This is a genomic window from Aldersonia kunmingensis (genome assembly GCF_001646865.1).
GTDB lineage: Bacteria > Actinomycetota > Actinomycetes > Mycobacteriales > Mycobacteriaceae > Aldersonia > Aldersonia kunmingensis.
Genome location: NZ_LRRB01000033.1, coordinates 1 through 17,722, shown reverse-complemented (window position 1 = coordinate 17,722; position 17,722 = coordinate 1). Strand labels below are relative to the sequence as shown.

General features: G+C 66.9%; 17 protein-coding genes and 1 pseudogene. 8 read left to right on the top strand and 10 right to left on the bottom strand.

Translation table 11 applies throughout. The annotated features are described in order from the left end of the window. Positions 1-529: biotin carboxylase N-terminal domain-containing protein (locus A8G08_RS02835; RefSeq protein WP_281182111.1), on the bottom strand; the 529-nt coding region annotated here is incomplete at its 3' end. A gap of 382 nt (positions 530-911) precedes the next feature. Here A8G08_RS02835 and A8G08_RS02830 point away from each other — a divergent pair. Beyond that, positions 912-1,304 (top strand): cold-shock protein, encoded by a 393-nt coding sequence (locus A8G08_RS02830; protein WP_068269827.1) that lies wholly within the window; start codon positions 912-914, stop codon positions 1,302-1,304. A gap of 19 nt (positions 1,305-1,323) precedes the next feature. Here the strand turns inward: A8G08_RS02830 and recG are convergent, their stop codons facing one another. After that, complete coding sequence (gene recG / locus A8G08_RS02825) at positions 1,324-3,549, bottom strand: ATP-dependent DNA helicase RecG (protein ID WP_068269824.1); 2,226 nt, start codon at positions 3,547-3,549, stop codon at positions 1,324-1,326. Between the two features lie 9 nt (positions 3,550-3,558). Next, on the bottom strand, positions 3,559-5,205 hold the full coding sequence (locus tag A8G08_RS02820) for a DAK2 domain-containing protein (protein WP_157108375.1): 1,647 nt from the start codon (positions 5,203-5,205) through the stop codon (positions 3,559-3,561). A 219-nt stretch (positions 5,206-5,424) separates the two neighbouring features. Between A8G08_RS02820 and rpmB the strand changes: the two genes are divergently transcribed. After that, a complete protein-coding gene (rpmB, locus tag A8G08_RS02815; protein ID WP_068269817.1) occupies positions 5,425-5,616 on the top strand; it encodes a 50S ribosomal protein L28 in 192 nt (63 codons plus the stop codon). Positions 5,617-5,729: 113 nt separating this feature from the next. Then, positions 5,730-6,530 (top strand): enoyl-CoA hydratase/isomerase family protein, encoded by an 801-nt coding sequence (locus A8G08_RS02810; protein ID WP_068269812.1) that lies wholly within the window; start codon positions 5,730-5,732, stop codon positions 6,528-6,530. A gap of 118 nt (positions 6,531-6,648) precedes the next feature. Here the strand turns inward: A8G08_RS02810 and A8G08_RS02805 are convergent, their stop codons facing one another. The 3 genes from A8G08_RS02805 to A8G08_RS02795 all read right to left on the bottom strand — a co-directional run bounded on the left by A8G08_RS02805 (position 6,649) and on the right by A8G08_RS02795 (position 9,262). Beyond that, entirely contained in the window at positions 6,649-7,542 is an 894-nt protein-coding gene (locus tag A8G08_RS02805) for an alpha/beta fold hydrolase (RefSeq protein ID WP_068269809.1), read from the bottom strand. A gap of 43 nt (positions 7,543-7,585) precedes the next feature. Further along, on the bottom strand, positions 7,586-8,263 hold the full coding sequence (locus A8G08_RS02800) for a uracil-DNA glycosylase (RefSeq protein WP_068269836.1): 678 nt from the start codon (positions 8,261-8,263) through the stop codon (positions 7,586-7,588). A 63-nt stretch (positions 8,264-8,326) separates the two neighbouring features. Continuing rightward, entirely contained in the window at positions 8,327-9,262 is a 936-nt protein-coding gene (locus tag A8G08_RS02795; protein WP_245672583.1) for a thiamine-phosphate kinase, read from the bottom strand. Positions 9,263-9,502: 240 nt separating this feature from the next. On the opposite strand from A8G08_RS02795, the gene A8G08_RS02790 reads away from it, so the two are divergent. Together A8G08_RS02790 and A8G08_RS02785 are read left to right on the top strand one after the other, a co-directional pair. Beyond that, on the top strand, positions 9,503-9,745 hold the full coding sequence (locus A8G08_RS02790) for an AsnC family transcriptional regulator (RefSeq protein ID WP_068269833.1): 243 nt from the start codon (positions 9,503-9,505) through the stop codon (positions 9,743-9,745). Continuing rightward, a complete protein-coding gene (locus A8G08_RS02785; protein ID WP_157108374.1) occupies positions 9,742-10,296 on the top strand; it encodes a DUF3515 domain-containing protein in 555 nt (184 codons plus the stop codon). The genes A8G08_RS02790 and A8G08_RS02785 overlap by 4 nt, the downstream gene beginning before the upstream one ends. A gap of 9 nt (positions 10,297-10,305) precedes the next feature. Here the strand turns inward: A8G08_RS02785 and A8G08_RS02780 are convergent, their stop codons facing one another. Both A8G08_RS02780 and A8G08_RS02775 read right to left on the bottom strand, forming a co-directional pair. Continuing rightward, complete coding sequence (locus tag A8G08_RS02780) at positions 10,306-11,409, bottom strand: D-alanine--D-alanine ligase family protein (RefSeq protein WP_068269800.1); 1,104 nt, start codon at positions 11,407-11,409, stop codon at positions 10,306-10,308. Positions 11,410-11,521: 112 nt separating this feature from the next. Beyond that, complete coding sequence (locus A8G08_RS02775) at positions 11,522-12,517, bottom strand: NAD(P)H-dependent glycerol-3-phosphate dehydrogenase (protein ID WP_068269797.1); 996 nt, start codon at positions 12,515-12,517, stop codon at positions 11,522-11,524. 117 nt (positions 12,518-12,634) lie between these two features. Between A8G08_RS02775 and cofC the strand changes: the two genes are divergently transcribed. Genes cofC through A8G08_RS02760 form a run of 3 tightly spaced genes read left to right on the top strand, consistent with a single transcriptional unit; the run spans position 12,635 to position 16,576 of the window. After that, positions 12,635-13,321, top strand: a complete 687-nt coding sequence (cofC, locus tag A8G08_RS02770; protein WP_068269794.1) for a 2-phospho-L-lactate guanylyltransferase — start codon at positions 12,635-12,637, stop codon at positions 13,319-13,321. A gap of 20 nt (positions 13,322-13,341) precedes the next feature. Continuing rightward, on the top strand, positions 13,342-15,576 hold the full coding sequence (locus tag A8G08_RS02765; protein WP_084435898.1) for an RNA degradosome polyphosphate kinase: 2,235 nt from the start codon (positions 13,342-13,344) through the stop codon (positions 15,574-15,576). Between the two features lie 55 nt (positions 15,577-15,631). Then, positions 15,632-16,576 carry an NUDIX hydrolase gene (locus A8G08_RS02760; RefSeq protein ID WP_068269791.1) on the top strand — a complete coding sequence of 315 codons (945 nt, stop codon included), beginning with the start codon at positions 15,632-15,634 and terminating at the stop codon, positions 16,574-16,576. Positions 16,577-16,705: 129 nt separating this feature from the next. Here the strand turns inward: A8G08_RS02760 and A8G08_RS02755 are convergent, their stop codons facing one another. Continuing rightward, the gene (locus tag A8G08_RS02755; protein ID WP_068269789.1) at positions 16,706-17,362 is read right to left on the bottom strand and encodes an HU family DNA-binding protein; all 657 of its coding nucleotides are present in this window, start codon (positions 17,360-17,362) and stop codon (positions 16,706-16,708) included. Between the two features lie 159 nt (positions 17,363-17,521). Further along, a pseudogene (locus tag A8G08_RS02750) lies at positions 17,522-17,722 on the bottom strand (3-isopropylmalate dehydratase small subunit); the annotation flags it as partial.

Below are 17,722 nucleotides of genomic sequence, written 5' to 3'. Positions count from 1 at the left end.
GGGCGGAGCGCTCGGCAACGCGTCGCATGCCACGGCCACCGCCGCCCGCGACGGCCTTGACGAAGACCGGGAACTCCATCTCCTCGGCCGCTGCGAGGAGCTCGTCCACATCTGCCGAGGGCGCCGAGGAATTCAGTACGGGCAGTCCGGCCGCCTTGGCAGCCGCGATCGCACGCGCCTTGTTGCCGGTGAGCTCGAGGATCTCGGCCGACGGGCCAACGAACGTGATGCCGTTTGCCGCGCAGGCCGCGGCGAGGTCCGGGTTCTCCGACAGGAAGCCGTAGCCCGGGTAAATAGCGTCGGCGCCTGCGTTGTGCGCCGCCGCGACAATCTCGTCCACCGAGAGGTACGCCCGGACCGGATGGCCTTCTTCGCCGATCTGATAGCTCTCGTCCGCCTTCAGTCGGTGAACGGAGTTACGGTCCTCATAGGGAAACACCGCGACAGTGCCGATGCCGAGCTCGTAGCCGGCGCGGAACGCGCGGATAGCGATTTCGCCGCGGTTCGCGACCAAAACTTTGGTGAACATTGGCTCAACCTACCGGTAGTACGCCCACGTCGGGCAGGGGGCAATCCCACATAGCGAGACGCTGACCAGGCATTACCGACCGAATGCGACGAACGTCATAAAACATCTCCTGGCCTGCACAAATGCTCACAGCAGGGGCGTACGGATGGTGAGCAGTCGGTGACATTTCGACCCGCTCCGAGACGCGAGTGGGGCAGCGGCCGGTTCCGGGGATTTCGAGGTCGACTTCGGCCCTGCGCTGTTATGCCGAAACCAGCAGCACGTCGATCAGTGCCAACCATGTGACCTGGGACTTCTTTCGCGCCCACCCGCTCACCGGAGCAGTCGGCCCCCAGCCGTTCGTAGCGGGCCGCGAGTTGGGCAAAAGCTCTAAAGTTGCACTATGGAGACCGGCAAGATCATCAGATTCGACCCGGAGAAGGGCTACGGCTTCATTCGTCCCGATTCGGGCGGTGACGATCTTTTCGTCCACACCAATGACCTCTTCTTCGAGAAGTCCGAGGCGCGGCCCGGCGTCCAGGTGAGCTACACCGCCGAGGAAAGCCATCGCGGTGCGAAGGCCTGCGATGTCGACCTTGTCGAAACCGTCGGCTCCCCCAGCGGCGGGTCGCGTGCGGCCACGGACGGCGCCGACAGCCTCACTGTGCGCGAGTACCTCGCCGAAGTAACCGAGGTGCTTCTCGGCGCCTCGCCCACGCTGACCGCGGAACAGATCGTCGAGATCCGCCGCGACCTCCTGCGGTCTGCGGACCAGCACGGCTGGATCGAGGACTGAGCCCGACCGGTAACGCCCTCTAGGTCTTTCCGAGGAACTCCACCCGGTCGCGATCGAGCGCCGAGCCGACCATCGTCGCCAAACCCGGATGCTCGGTCAGCGCAGGGTCGGCGGAGACGATCTCACGAGCGAATCGCTGCGCGGCCTCGACAACCTCGCCATGATCGAGCAGTTTGAGCAGCCGCAGAGTCGACTGCGCGCCCGCCTGCGCGACACCGAGTACATCGCCCTCGCGGCGCTGTTCGAGGTCGAGCTTGGACAGCTCGAACCCGTCGTTGGTGCCCGCAACTGCCTGCAACCGCGCGTAGGCCCCACCGGCGGGGCTGGTCTCACTGATCAGGATGCACAACCCCGCATTGCCGCCGCGGCCGATGCGCCCGCGCAGCTGGTGCAGCTGGCTGATACCGAATCGGTCCGCATCCACGATCACCATCACGGTCGCGTTCGGAACGTCGACACCGACCTCGACGACAGTCGTGCAGACCAGCACGTCGATCTCGCCCGCGGAGAAGGCCTGCATCGTCGCATCCTTATCGTCGCCGGGAAGCCGGCCGTGCAGCAGCCCAACTCGGACGTGGGCGAGAGGTCCGGTGCGAAGCTTGTCGAACATCTCGAGCACCGAAGTCGTATTGGGCACTTCGCCTTTGGCTGATCCATCGTCGTCGCCGATACGCGAGCAAACTACGTAGGCCTGTCGGCCCGCCGCGACTTCCTCCGCGATCCGCTCCCACGCGCGGTCCACCCAGGTCGGCTTCTCGCGCGCTGCAACGACATTGGTCTTGATGGGCGATCGCCCGCGCGGAAGTTCGCGCAGTGTCGAGGTTTCCAGATCGCCGAGCGTCATCATCGCGATCGTGCGCGGGATGGGCGTCGCGGTCATCACCAGAAGGTGCGGACTGGTGCCCGCTTTCGCCTTGCTCCGCAGGGCATCTCGCTGCTCGACACCGAACCGGTGCTGTTCGTCTACGACAACCATGCCGAGGTCGAAGAATTCAACGTTGTCCTGGATCAGCGCATGGGTGCCGATCACGATGCCCGCCTCACCGGTCACCACATCCAGCAACGCAGACTTCTTCGCGGACGTCGACATCGAACCCGTCAGCAGGACTACCTTCGTGGCCGTCTCGGCGCTGCCCAACTCCCCTGCCATGGCAAGCGGCCCCAGCATCGTTCTCAGCGATCGATAGTGCTGTGCGGCAAGCACTTCAGTGGGAGCGAGCAGGGCACACTGCAGGCCCGCGTCGACCACCTGAAGCATCGCACGCAGGGCCACGATCGTCTTGCCCGAGCCGACCTCTCCCTGCAGCAACCTGCTCATCGGATGTGGCCGCGCGATATCGGCGGCAACCTCGGCGGCAACCGCACGTTGCCCAGCGGTCAACTCGAACGGCAGCCGCTCGTCGAATGCCGCGGCAATCCCATCGGCGCGTGGCGCGCAGCGAGGTGCGTTGCGCAGCGAGGTGTCGTACCGACGCTGCGCGAGAGCCAACTGCAGCGCGAGCGCCTCGTCGAATCGCAGTCGATCGTGCGCGCGCTCGACGTCGGCCATGGCATCGGGAAAATGCACAACTCGCAACGCCTCGTCGAGTCCGACCAGGCCATGCTCGTTCCGAATCTCGGCGGGCAGCGGATCCGGCACCGGATCGAGTTGGTCGAGCAGTTGGCGGACGCAGCGCAGGATGTCCCAGGTCTGGACCTTGCTCGACGCGGGGTAGATCGGCGTGAATTCGCGCTCGAACACGGACATGTCCACACCGCTACCGGAATCCTTTGCGGTGCGGGCCATTTCGCGCAGAGCGCCACCGCCGCTCACGGTCTTGACCTTCGTCGCGTCGCCGGACTGCGGCAGAATCAGGTAGTCCGGATGCGAGAGGCTCCAGCGGTCGCGCCAGTACTTCACCGTGCCGGAAAACATCGCCCGCTTGCCGACGGCGACGACGTGCTTCACCTTCTGCCCATTGAAGAAGGTGATGTCGACGCGCTGTTCCCCGGTGTCCACGGCTGCCTTGAGCATCCAGCCGCCGTTCTTCATGCGCACCAGATCGGCCTTCTGCACCTCGCCGATGATGGTGATGTGCGCACCGTCGAGCGGCGCCTTCTCGGTGAGCGGCTGTCCTTGCGTCGCATAGCGCATCGGATAGTGCCGCAACAGATCTTCGACCGTGTGTATGTCGAACTGCTCGGCCAGCGATTCCGCGGCCTTCTTACCGAGCAGGTGATCGAGCCGGTCGGTGAGAGTCGCCATATCCGCTTTCTACTCGACGCCGAACTGGAACAGGTCGCCGCGCTGCCCGCCCTGGTACACGATCACGTCGAAACCCGAATGGTGCTCGGTGATGTGCGCCGAGATCGCGTCGAGCAACTCGGTGGGTGTGTCGAGGCCAACGAGCAGGGTCACGAGTTCACCGCCGAGGCCGAGGACGCGGTCGAAGAGGATCGTGGCAGCCTCTCGCACATCGGGCCGGATCACGACGACCTCCGCGCCGACCAAACCGAGACCGTCGCCGCTCTCGCACGTGCCGACGACGGTGAGTGCGCGCTCGGCCGCCACCCGAAGCGAGCCCCAACGGGTCGCGGCGGCGGCCTCCGACATGGCGAAGATGTCGTCGACAGCGATCCGCCCGGGGTCGTGCACGGCGAGTGACGCCAGGCCCTGCGCCATCGATGAGGTGGGCAGCAGCAGCACGTCATGATCCGCATCGCGGGCGGCCACGCCGACTGCGACGAGTTCCTGCGCATCGAGGGTGCCGTTCGGCAGCACGAGCACCTCGCGGTTGGGCATCTCCTTGATCGCGGCGAGCAGTTCGATCGCGCGCAGGTGACCGTCACACCGGAGCACCTTCGCGCCCTCCGCCTCGAACAGTTCCGCCGCGCCGTCGCCGGACACGACGGCGAGCACGCCGCGGTCGGCGATGCCGTGCGCCGGGGTACGCCGATCGGTCGGGAGGCGGTCGGCGATTCCGGCCGATACCGAGAAGCAGCTCACCCGGATCTGATGCAGCCGCCCGATCGCGAGTCCAGCCTCGATCGCGGCACCGGGATCCGCGCAATGCACATGCGAGGACCAACTGCCGCTGCCGTCGCTGACGACGAGCACCGAGTCACCGATCCGATCGAGGCGCTTGCGCAGCAACTCGGCACCCTGCTCGTCGGCATCGGCGATCAGGTACATCACCTCGTACTGAAGATCGTCGGACTGGCTGGTCACGTGCACGTGTACGCCGCGATCCTTCGCCGGATCGAAGTGCCGGCGCTGCGGGGCCGAACCGGAGATCACCGCGACCAATGCGTCGAGCAGGACCAGCAGTCCGCGACCGCCGGCGTCGACGACCCCGGCGGCACCGAGCACGTCGAGCTGGCCGGTGGTGAGTTCGAGCGCGGCCGCAGCCGCCTCGGCCGCGGTGCAGGCGATCTCCATCAGGTCGGCGTCATCCGCGCAGCGCCGTGTGGCGGCAGCGGACGCCTCGAGGACGGTCACGATGGTGCCCTCGACGGGATCGTTCACCGCGGACCGCACTACGGCTACCGCCATCTCGAGCCCGGCACGCAACAATTGCGCCGTCATCGGGCCGTCCGGGGACGCCTCGGCCATCCCGCGCAGTACCTGGGACAGGAAGATCCCCGAGTTGCCGCGTGCGCCGATCGTCGCGCCGGAGGCCATCTGGCCGAGGACACCACGGACGCTGCCGGTGCCGGTGCTGCGGCGAGCCACCGCATCCATCGCGGACCGCATCGTGAACAACAGGTTCGTTCCGGTATCCGAGTCGGCCACCGGGAAGACATTCAGGCCATTGATCTCGTCACAGTGCTCGGTGAGCTCGTCCACGCAGGCCTGCCCCCAGCGCACGACAGCGTCGCCATCGAGCGTGCCAAGGACCTCGAACACCGCAGTTGCCTCCACCGAATCCCGCCGCCGACCCCCGCTGAGTAGCGGCGTACGGGCACCCGAAAAGATTAGCGATATTCCGCGACACCCGTCGTGGTGGCCGACCGCCCAGAGGGCCGGTTTGGAGCCAGCGAGGATCCCCGCTAAGCTTTCAGGGTTGCCTCACGCGGCCAAACCGTGTTTGCAGGCGACCGGATCATGTTTTTTGTCACTCGATACAAGGAGTTCGCGACTATGGCTGCCGTCTGCGACGTCTGCGCCAAGGGCCCCGGCTTCGGTAAGTCGGTCTCGCACTCGCACCGGCGTACCAACCGTCGTTGGAACCCGAACATTCAGACTGTGCGTGCCCAGGTTGCCCCCGGCAACACCAAGCGCCTCAACGTGTGCACCTCCTGCCTCAAGGCAGGCAAGGTCGCTCGCGGCTGAGACGTTCTACATCGTCAACTGTGCCCCGGTGCATCGCACCGGGGCACAGTTGTCTGTGCCATGCAGGTGAGGCCCACCACAGCGGCGCCCGAGCGTGTGGATATGGTGCACGAATGACTGCTACCGAACCTGCCGCCAGCTACGTCCGCGTTGTCGACTCCGTCCTCGAGATCGCCATCTCCACCTCGGACAACGGAAGTTCGATGGACTTCGGCGGCATCAACGCCGGTAGTGCAGCACTGCGCGACCTCGATCCGTCGGTCGGCGCGATCCTGCTCGTCGGTACGGGTGCGAACTTCTGCTCGGGCGGCAATGTCCGCGCCTTCGCGGCCGCGCCCGACCGTGGCGAGTACATCCGCGGCCTCGCCGCCGACCTGCACGTCTTCGTCCGGCTACTCGAAGCCGCGCCCGTGCCCGTCGTGGCCGCCGTGCACGGCTGGGCCGCCGGAGCGGGCATGAGCCTCGTCTGCGCCGCCGACATCGCGATCGGCGGCCCGGCCACTCGACTGCGCCCGGCCTACCCGGGCATCGGGCTCAGCCCGGACGGCGGCATGTCCTGGACGCTGCCGCGGATCGTCGGCCCCGGCCGCGCCGCCGAGATCATCCTGACCGACGCGGTTCTCACCGGCGACGACGCGGTCCGGCTCGGCATCCTCGGCCGCCTCGTCGGGGACGACGTCATCGGCGAGGAGGCACTGCGGGTGGCTCGCACGCTGGCCGCCGGTCCGCGCTCGTCCTACACGAGCATCAAGGAACTGCTCGCCGCCTCGCCGACGAGCACGCTGTCCGATCAGCTCGATCGCGAGGAAGCCTCGATCGCGGCCGCGGCCAACGGCCCGACCGGGATCGAGGGCGTCAACGCATTCGTCGAGAAGCGGCGCCCGAACTTCAACGGCGTCGACGCGCAGAGCTGACGTACCCGGGCGGTCCACCCGTCCAGCGCGGAAGGTCTCCCTCAACGCGCACCAAATAGCGCGAGCGCGCACGCCTGGGCGTGCGCGCTCGCTGCAAAAAGTGCGCGGAGACCGATACTTAGCTCGTCGCGGTCACGCCCTTGACGAACTCGCATACCGCGTCGGTGAAGGCGTCGTTGTCGTCACCCGCGGCGGTGTGCGCCGCGCCGGCCAACTCGACGAACTCGCAGTGCGGCACGATCGAGAGGAAGTGGCGTACGCCCTCCTCGCTGACCACATCGGACATACGTCCGCGCAGCAGCATCGTCGGGATGGTCAGCTTGCGGGCGGCCTCCTCGAGCACCTCGACGCCGAGATCGGTCGCGCTGACCTCGCCCTCGACAAGCCCGGACGGGCCAAGCATCGCCGGGTCCCAGTGCCAGTACCAGCGGCCGTCCGCACGCTTGCGCAGGTTTCGTTCGAGCCCCTTGGTGCTCTTCGGGCGCTCGCGGTGCGGCAGATATTCGGCGACCGCGTCGGCGGCCTCGTCCAGCGTGGCGAACCCGTCCCGATGTCCGCCGAGGAACGTCATGATCCGTTCCACGCCCTCGCTCTCCGCGCGCGGCACGACGTCGACAAGGACAAGCCCGTTGATCAGATCGGATCCGACCAGCCCGGTGGCACGCAGCGAGGTGAGCCCGCCCATGCTCGCGCCGACCAGCGTCGCGGGCCGCCCGAGCTGGGCGAGGATGGCAATCAGGTCCGCGGCCATCGAGTCACCGCTGTAGTCGCCATCCGGAGCCCACTGGCTGTCACCGTGCCCGCGGGCATCCATCACGACCACGCGCACTCCCGCGCGGGCCAGCAATGTGCCGGCCGACTTCCACGAACCGCGGGTCTGGCCACCCCCGTGCAGCATCACGACCAGCGGACCGTCTTCGGGTCCCCAGATGTCGCCGACGAGCTCGATGTCGCCTTGCCCGCGGAACGTGCGGGTCTCCGGGACGGGAAAATCCTTCGATTCGCTCACCATCGCAGAATTGCACACCGGCCCGGCGGTGCGGGAGGCGGCGTCGTCAGGGCAGGCGCCAGTCCACCGGGTCGGCACCGAGGTCGGCAAGCAGCTGATTGGCCCGGGAGAAGGGCTTGGAGCCGAAGAAGCCGCGGGAGGCCGACAGCGGCGAGGGGTGCGCCGACTTGATCGCCGGGACCCCATCCAACATCGGCTCGAGCGTCGCCGCGTCGCGTCCCCACAGGATCGCGACCATCGGTGTGCCGCGCCCGACCAGCGCGCGGATCGCCTGCTCGGTCGCGGCCTCCCACCCCTTGCCCCGGTGGGAGGCGGGCTGCCCCGGGCTGACCGTCAGCACCCGGTTGAGCAGCAGCACGCCCTGCTGCGCCCACGGGGTGAGGTCGCCCGTGCTCGGCATCGGGTGGCCGAGGTCGGCGCAGTACTCGTTGTAGATGTTGGAAAGGCTGCGCGGAATTGGGCGCACATCGGGCGCGACCGAGAAGCTGAGCCCGACGGCATGGCCCGGCGTGGGATAGGGATCCTGCCCGACAATGAGCACCCGAACGCCGTCGAACGGCTGCTGAAATGCGCGAAGCACGTTTGTACCGGCCGGGAGATAGCCACGGCCCGACGCATTTTCGGCCCGCAGGAAGTCGCCCATCTCGGCGATTCGCTCCGACACCGGGCTCAGCGCCTGCGCCCAGCCTGGATCCACCACTTCAGTGAGCGGTCGCGCCACCATCAATTCACCTTTCTCGACATGCTGAGAGTGCTCGATCACGCGAGGCCTCGATTCGCCGCCGCGTCACGCGCCAAAGCTCTGCCACCCCGTGCCACCCGTCCACGGCGCACCGTCGACGGTGACCGCCGGGCCCGCATCTCCCACTGCCTGCACCCGTCCGATCGGTCGCCAGCCATCCGGCAGTGCCGAACCAGCCGGGAAGGTCGCGACCAGCGCGTGATCCTCACCACCGGTGAGCAGCAACACATTCGGGTCGGTATCCAGTTCCCTGGCAAGTTCCTCGACGCGCTCGTCGCGCACCGCGTCGGGTGCGATATCGATGACCACGCCGGACGCATCCGCGATATGGCCGAGATCGGCGAGCAGGCCGTCGGAGACGTCGGACATTGCGCTGGCGCCGGCCTGGGATGCGGAAATTGCTGCGGCATAAGGAGGTTCGGGCGCCTGATGCGCTGCGATGAGGTCGGCGAATCCGCTCGAACCCGAAGACAGGGCGGCCATCCCGGCCGCCGACCGGCCGAGCGTGCCCGCCACCGCCACGGTGTCGCCGGGGCGTGCGCCCGAACGCAGCAGCGGCGCACGGCCTTCCAGGTCGCCGAACGCGGTGACCGACAGGACCAACTGGGGGCTCTGCACCAGATCGCCACCGACGATGCCGGCGCCACTGCGCTGCGCCTCGTGCCACATGCCATCGGCCAGACCGTCCACCACGGTCAAGGCGGTATCCCCCGGGCACCCGAGTCCGACTACATAACCGGTGGGTCGCGCCCCCATTGCCACGACGTCGGCGGCGTTCTGCGCGATCGCCTTTCGGCCGATATCACGGGGCGTGGACCAGTCGAGCCGGAAATGCCGGCCCTCGATAAGCATGTCGGTGGTCACCACCACTCGCGCGTCGGGAGCCGCGATCACCGCCGCGTCGTCCCCCGGGCCGACCGCGACGGCGGCAGTATGCCCGCGGCCACGGTTGATCCGCTCGATCACCGCGAACTCGCCCAACTCGGCAACCGTGTGTGGCTCGTCGATCCCGTCGATGTTCCCGCTCCGCTCCGCCGATCCGTCGCTTTACCCGTGCTCGAGCTCACTGCCCGATCGCTGATCCGGCGCGGCGAGCGTTCCGCGCCGCTGCGGTAGTTTGAGCAGGCAGCCGGGACGTGCCCGGCGACGCGCAGCGAGCCAGAGCCTGGCCGACTCTACCGAGACCGGAGGGCTACGCGGCGGGAAGGACTCAGGTTGGCGATCGAAGCATTCGTTCTGGTCCAGACCGAGGTAGGAAAAGCCGCATTGGTCGCCAAGAGCATCGCCGCACTGTCCGGAGTGCGTTCCTCGGAGGACGTCGTTGGCCCTTATGACGTGATTGTGCGGATCGGCGGGGGCAGCGATGACGACATCACCGCTGTCGTCCACGCGATTCAGCAGGTCGGCGGTATCACCCGCACGCTCACCTGTCAGATTCCGAACCATCGCGTTATCTCCGAATGACCGAATCCGAATCGCCGCGGCATCACCCGGCGCTCATCGCCCTGGCCGTCGCACTGCCGGTTGCCCTCGTCGTCGGCATTATCGTCGCCGCCGTGCTCGCGAACCGGAACCCCGAGCAGGCACCCGTCTCACTCACCACGGTTCCCGCCCCGCAGGCGGACAGCCCCGACTGCACTGAGCTCCTCGCCGCACTGCCGGACGAGCTCGGCGCCTACTCCGTTGCCGAACTGGTTGAGCCAGCACCACCGGCAACCCAGGCGTGGACCGGCGAGGACAACAACGACCTTGTCGTTTTGCGCTGCGGTCTCGACCGGCCGCTCGAATTCAATGCCGCGGCGGCGCTGCAACTCGTCAACGGGGTGCAGTGGTTCCAAGTCACGGATCCGGGCGGCGAGGCCGCGTCGAGCACGTGGTACGTCGTCGACCGGGGTGTGTACATCGCGCTGACAGTGCCACCGGGCTCCGGCCCGACGCCTGTTCAGGACATTTCCAACACCGTCGCCGAAACACTGCCGGCGAAACCGATCGATCCGGCGCCGATCCCCAACTGATGTGGCGCGTTACCGCAGCCCGGTCCCCCGAGCCAGCGCGGTTTCGATCAGCGTCGAGACGAGCGTCGCGTACTCCACGCCGGCCGCCTCGAACATGCGCGGGTACATCGAGATCGCGGTGAAGCCCGGCATGGTGTTGATCTCGCTGATCACCGGCCCGCTCTCGGTGACGAAGAAGTCCACCCGCGCCAACCCGGTGCAGTCCAGCGCGCGGAACGCCTCCACGGCGAACGCGCGGATCGCATCGCTCGTGTCGTCGTCCAGCTTCGCCGGCACATCGAATTCGACGACATCATCGATGTACTTGCTGTCGAAGTCGTAGAACGCCGTGTGGTCATCGGTCACCGGCGCCATCCGGATCTCCGCCACCACGCTCGCCTCGACGCGCAGGTCGGGATACTCGAGCACACCGCACTCGACCTCGCGTCCCGGGATCTCCGCCTCGATGATCACCTTCGGGTCGTGCTTGCGTGCTGCGGCGATGGCGGTGTCCAGGTCGGCCCAGTGGGCGACCCGGGAGATGCCGATCGAAGAGCCACCGCGGGCGGGCTTGACGAAAACCGGCAGGCCGAGGGTGGTGCGCTGGTCCTCGGTCAGGGTCTCGACGCCGGGCCGGAGAACGATCTGGGTGCCGATCGGCAGACCGGCCGCGCCGAGCAGCTTCTTGGTGAATTCCTTGTCCATCGCGGCCGCACTGGACAGCACGCCGGGGCCGACGTAGGGCACGTCGGCCAGCTCCAGCAGTCCCTGGACGGTGCCGTCTTCGCCGAAGGCGCCATGCAGCACGGGGAAGACGACGTCAACCGTGTCGATGACGCTGCCGGCGGCACCGTCGGAGATATCCACGAGTGCACCGCGGCGAGCGGGATCGGCCGACAGCGCGACCGGGGTGCCCGTGCGCGAGACCGCGGGCAGTGCGTCCTCGGCCAGGACGAAGTCGCGCGGGTCCACCACGCCATGCAGCCAGGTGCCGTCCTCGGTGATCCCGATCGGGACCGCCTCATAGCGTTCGGTGTCGAGATGGCGCAGCACGCTACCTGCGGAAACGCAGGAAACTGAGTGCTCGTTGCTGCGGCCGCCGAATAACACGCCGACCCGGATCCGGTTCGTCACGGCACAAACGGTACCGCCGGATCGCCCAATCGGCCGATTCGATTTAATCGAGTGCGGTGGTTATCTCACTGCGGATTGCGGCGATTGCCGCAATCCCGGCTTGTGCGTGGGCCTACTCCGGCTTATGCCGGCGACCCAGCAGGTACTCCCCGGCCTCGCGCGCGGTCATGCCTTCGTGGCACACCCGATGCACGGAGTCGGTGATCGGCATCTCCACGTCGTAGGCCTCCGCGAGGGCGCGCACCGACGTGCACGACTTCACGCCTTCGGCGACCTGCCCGTGCGCCGCAGCCTGGGCCTCCTCGAGTGAACCGCCCTCACCGAGTACGAAGCCGAAGGAGTGGTTCCGAGACAGCCGCGATGTGCAGGTGGCAACGAGGTCGCCCACGCCTGCCAATCCGGCGAGGGTCGCCGGGCGGGCACCCACTGCGACCCCGAGGCGGATGATCTCGGCCAGTCCGCGCGTCATGATGCTGGCGAGTGTGTTGTCGCCCAAGCCCATTCCGGCAGCGATACCGCAGGCCAGCGCGATGACGTTCTTACAGGCACCGCCGACCTCGCAACCGATCACATCGGAGTTCGTGTACGGCCGGAAATATCCTGTGGCGCAAGCTTTTTGGAGCTCGATGGCTCGACCGGAGTCGGGGCACGCGATGACGGTCGCGGCAGGCTGGCGCGCCGCAACCTCCTTGGCGAGATTGGGCCCGGACAGCACCGCGACCCGGCTCGCGTCGGCCCCGGTGACCTGGGTGATGACCTGACTCATGCGCAGCAGCGTGCCGGTTTCGATGCCCTTGGCCAGGCTGAGCATGGTCGAATCGGGCTCGATGGAACCCTTCCACTGCTCGAGGTTTTCGCGGAGCGTCTGCGACGGCACGGCGAATACGGAGATATCAGCTCCGGCGAGCGCCTCGGCGTAGTCGGTGGTCGCCTTCATTCGCGGCAGTTCGACCCCGGGCAGATAAAAGGGGTTCTCGTGTTCGGTGACGATCGCCTTCGCGATATCGGGGGTACGAGCCAAGATCGTCACGTCGGTCCCCGCTTCCGCAAGAACCTTGGCAAACGCCGTGCCCCACGATCCCGCACCGAGCACCGCAGCCCTGACCATCGCACCCGCTCCCTTCGCTCAAACCCTGCTGGCCTGTTCGCTGAACCCCCGCTGCACTCGACCCTATCGCCCGCCGCAAGCGCTGTCGGCGCGATCGAGGCTGGCATTATTGCCAACATGAGCACGACCGTGTACGCCGTCGTCGCGGTCAAGAGCCTGGACCGCGCGAAGAGCAGGCTGGCGGCAGTACTGCCGCCGGCCGGGCGCGCACGCCTTGTCCTGGCCATGCTCGCCGACACCCTCGCCGCGGTCGAACAGGCAGGCAACGTCGCGGCAACCACGGTGGTGACACCCGATCCGCGGGTCGCCGATCTCGCCCGCCGGCACGGCGCGCATGTCCTCGACGAGCCCATCGCCGCGGCGGCGGATTCGCTCGAATTGCTCAACACCGCGCTCGCGCATGCCGCCCACGACGTGCGCGACCGCCACGGTCCCGTGCATCTGCTCGCACTGCAGCCCGACCTCCCCTCGTTGCGACCCGACGAGCTCGATGAAATGCTCTGCGCGGCAACCGATGAACGCAATTCCGTTGTCGTCGATCATCACGGCACCGGTACTGCGGCGCTGGTCTGGCGCACCGCTGCCGAGCCGCTGCGCCCACAGTTCGGACCGGACTCCGCACGCAGGCATCTCGACGCCGCCGCGGTCGAATTGACCGGGACGTGGCCGGGCTTGCGGCTCGATGTCGATACCCCCGACGACCTCGATCTCGCCGTGCAACTCGGCGTGGGTCCGGCCACTCGCGAGGCACTCACGGCAATCGACTGGCGGCGAGCGAGTGCGCTCGATCGCCCGCTTCGATGACGCCGGTGGACATCTGAGGGATGATTGGGGGCGTGAGCGAAACAGTAGGTTCCGGCACGCAAACCGATTCGCCCGATACCGGCCAGGCCGCGGACGAAAACGGCAGTCATCGCGAGGACGGCGCGCTCACTGTCGCACCCCGCATACCGACGGCGCCGCCGGCCGCCACGCCATTCATCGACGCCACCGTCGCCGGACTGCCCGACGATCGGTACCTCAACCGCGAACTGAGCTGGCTCGACTTCAATTCGCGAGTGCTCGCCCTCGCCGAGGACACGTCGCTGCCCCTGCTCGAACGCGCCAAGTTCCTCGCCATCTTCGCCTCGAATCTCGACGAGTTCTTCATGGTGCGGGTCGCCGGGCTCAAGCGCCGCGACGAGACCGGCCTCTCGGTGCGGTCCGCCGACGGCCTCTCTCCGCGCGAGCAACTCGCCATGATCGCGTTACGCGCCCAGGAGATTGCGTCGCGGCATGCGCGGGTGTTCCTCGACTCGGTGCTGCCCGAACTGCTCGCCGAGGGAATCGCGATCATCGGCTGGGAGGACCTCTCCGCCGACGAGCGGCGGAGCATGTCGGAGTATTTCCACGAGCAGGTCTTCCCCGTGCTCACGCCCCTCGCGGTCGACCCCGCCCACCCCTTCCCCTACATCAGCGGGTTGAGCCTCAATCTTGCTGTGACAGTTCGTGATTCGTCGAATTCCGGTGAGCACTTCGCCCGCGTGAAGGTGCCCGACAACGTGGACCGGTTCGTGCAGCTGCGCCGCGGTGAGGGACCCGGCTCGGTGATCGGCTTCTTGCCGTTGGAAGAGCTCATCGCCGCACATCTCGAGGTGCTGTTTCCCGGCATGTACGTGGTGGAGCATCACGCGTTCCGGATCACTCGCAACGCCGATTTCGAGGTCGAAGAGGACCGCGACGAGGACCTCCTGCAGGCACTCGAGCGCGAGCTCGCCCGGCGCCGGTTCGGGTCACCGGTCAGGCTCGAAGTCGCCGACGACATGTCCGGGCACATGCTCGAGCTGCTGCTGCGTGAACTCGACGTCAATCCGGCCGACGTCATCCAGGTGCCGGGGCTGCTCGATCTGTCGAGCATGTGGCAGGTATACGGCGTGGATCGGCCGGGCCTGAAGGACAAGCCGTTCGTGCCCGCCACCCATCCCGCATTCGGCGAGCGCGAGACCCCGAAGAGCGTCTTCTCCACGCTGCGCGAGGGCGATGTGCTTGTGCACCATCCGTACGACTCGTTCTCCACGAGCGTGCAGCGCTTCATCGAGCAAGCCGCCGCCGATCCCCAGGTGCTCGCGATCAAGCAGACGCTATACCGGACCTCCGGCGACTCCCCGATCGTCAACGCGCTCATCGATGCCGCGGAGGCGGGCAAGCAGGTTGTCGCCCTCGTGGAGATCAAGGCCCGGTTCGACGAGCAGGCCAACATCAAATGGGCGCGCACGCTGGAGCAGGCCGGTGTGCACGTGGTCTACGGACTCGTCGGACTCAAGACCCACTGCAAGACGTGCCTGGTGGTACGGCGCGAGGGCTCGACGATCCGGCGCTACTGCCATATCGGAACCGGCAATTACAACCCGAAAACTGCCCGGCTCTATGAGGACGTCGGATTGCTCACGGCCGCGCCCGAACTCGGTGCCGACCTCACCGACCTGTTCAACTCGCTGACCGGCTATTCGCGCAAGGCGGAGTACCGCAACCTGCTCGTCGCGCCGTACGGCGTGCGTAAGGGCATCATCGAACGTGTGCACGGCGAGATCGAACGCAAGCTCGCCGGCGAGGACGCGGGAATCCGGCTGAAGGCCAACGCTCTGGTCGACGAGGAAGTCATCGATTCGCTCTACCGCGCCTCACAGGCCGGGGTACCGGTGCAGGTGTTCGTGCGTGGCATCTGCGCCCTCAAACCCGGTGTCGAGGGCCTGAGCGAAAACATCGAGGTGCGTTCGATTCTCGGCCGCTTCCTCGAGCACTCGCGGATCCTGCACTTCCAGGCGTCGAATGAGTACTGGATTGGCAGCGCGGACATGATGCACCGCAATCTCGATCGCCGCGTGGAAGTCATGGCGCAGGTGAAGGATCCGAAGCTCATGGACTACCTGGGCGATATCTTCGATTCCGCACTGGATCCAACGACACGGTGCTGGATATTGGATTCGGATGGCAGCTGGGTGGCCTCACCCGCGCGTGGCGAACAGGTGCGCGAGCATCAGGAGGAGTTCATTCGCAGTCGGCGCGTGACGGGCTCGTAACCAGAGACCGGTGTTCGCAACCAATCATTTCCGGCGACGGAGAAGAAGGAGACCGGTGAACTCGACCGAATCCGCGGTTGCGAAGGCGAATGTCTTTGCCGCTGGTGCCGTGCTGTGGCGCCCCGCCCCGGCCAGCCCCGATGGGATCGAAGTAGCCCTCATCCACCGGCCTCGTTACGACGACTGGTCGTTTCCGAAGGGAAAGTTCGAACCTGGTGAGACCGCCATGATGGCGGCGGTCCGCGAGGTTGCCGAGGAGGCCGGTGTCGAGTGCGTGCTCGGTCGCCACGTCGCTCGGGTGACGTATCCGGTCCCGGGTCACCGGAGACTCAAACGAGTCGATTACTGGGCCGCCCGCGCCGTCGAGGGCGAGTTCTCCTCGTCCGACGAGGTCGACAAGCTGCTCTGGATCCCACCGAGCCGGATGTTGAACGAGCTGTCCTATCCGATGGATCGCCGCGTGCTGCGCCAGTTTCAGCGGGTACCGGCCGATACCGAGACGCTCCTACTGGTCCGCCATGCGAAGGCAGGACGACGCAAGCGGTACAAGGGCGACGACCGGAAGCGGCCACTCGACGATGTCGGGCGCAGTCAGGCCCAGGCGCTCGTGCCGAACCTGCTCACATTCGGCGCCACCGACGTCCACTCGGCGGACCGCACTCGGTGCACTCAGACCGTGGTGCCGCTCGCCGCGAAGCTCGGCGTGGAGATCAGCGACGAGCCAACGCTGTCGGAAGAGGCCTATCGCGACGATCCCGCCGCCGGACGTGATCGCATGCGAAAGATCGCCGACAAGAACGGCATCCGGGTCGTGTGCAGTCAGGGCAAGGTGATTCCCGATCTGCTCGCGTGGTGGGCCGAGCAAGACGGCGTCACACTCCCGCCCGCGCGCAATCGCAAAGGCAGCGTGTGGGTGCTGTCCTTGCACGACGGCAAACTCGTTGCGGCCGACCATCTCGACAGCCCGTTCCCGGAGTCGCCGGCACCGGCCGCGGACTGACCCGTTTGCGAGATCGGCTGGCGGCGTTGTGAATCCGCCAACATTCGCGCCGCGCGGATAACCAAACCAACGAGCGGCCCCCTGGACACGTGGTCCGGGGGGCCGCCTTCGTCGGTCGCGGATGGTGGGTTAGCGGCGGCCCGTGGCCTTCTTGGCCGGGGCCTTCTTTGCTGCCGTGGTCTTCTTGGCCGGAGCCTTCTTGGCCGCGGTCACCTTCTTCGCGGGCGTGACCTTCTTGGCCGCCGTGACCTTCTTGGCCGGAGCCTTCTTGGCCGCGGTCACCTTCTTCGCGGGCGCCTTCTTGGCCGCCGTGACCTTCTTGGCCGCGGTCACCTTCTTCGCGGGCGTGACCTTCTTGGCCGCGGTGACCTTCTTGGCAGGAGCCTTGGCCGCGGTCTTCTTGGCCGCAGTGGTCTTCTTCGCTGCAGCCTTCTTGGCAGGTGCCTTGGCGGCGGTCGCGGTTCCGGTGGAGCCACGCTTCACAGCGGGGCCGGCCGCAGGCAGCTTCTGCTTACCGGCGATGACGGCCTTGAATTGCGCACCGGGACGGAAGGCCGGAACGGAAGTCGGCCGCACCTTTACGGTTTCGCCGGTGCGCGGGTTGCGGGCCACACGCGCGGCACGCTTGCGCTGCTCGAACACACCGAAGCCGGTAATGGTGACGCTCTGGCCCTTGTGCACGGCACGCACGATGATGTCGACGACGTTCTCGACCGCTTCGGTCGCGGTACGTCTGTCGGACCCCAACTTGTCGGTCAGAATGTCAATCAGCTCAGCCTTGTTCATTCGAGATCCTCCGCAGACTTAGAGGCCCATTTATGGACCGACTTAGCTACACGGTAAACCCCAAAAGCGCAAGAGTCTATGTGCCACGCCCAATTTCATCGTTTAGGACTTGCAAAATTTGCTTCCGAGCGGTAGTAAATCCGCTCGGCACAAGGGAAGTCAGTTCGCGTCGACCGGTTCCGGCAGCGTCGTCGGTTTGTATGACGGCCTTGCCTTTTCGAACTCGGTTATAGCGTCTACCTGCCGCAATGTCAGTCCGATGTCATCCAGACCCTCCAGCAGACGCCACCGCGTGTAGGCATCAATATCGAAGCGCAGCACGGTTGTTCCGGCGGTAACGGTCTGCTCACGAAGGTCCAC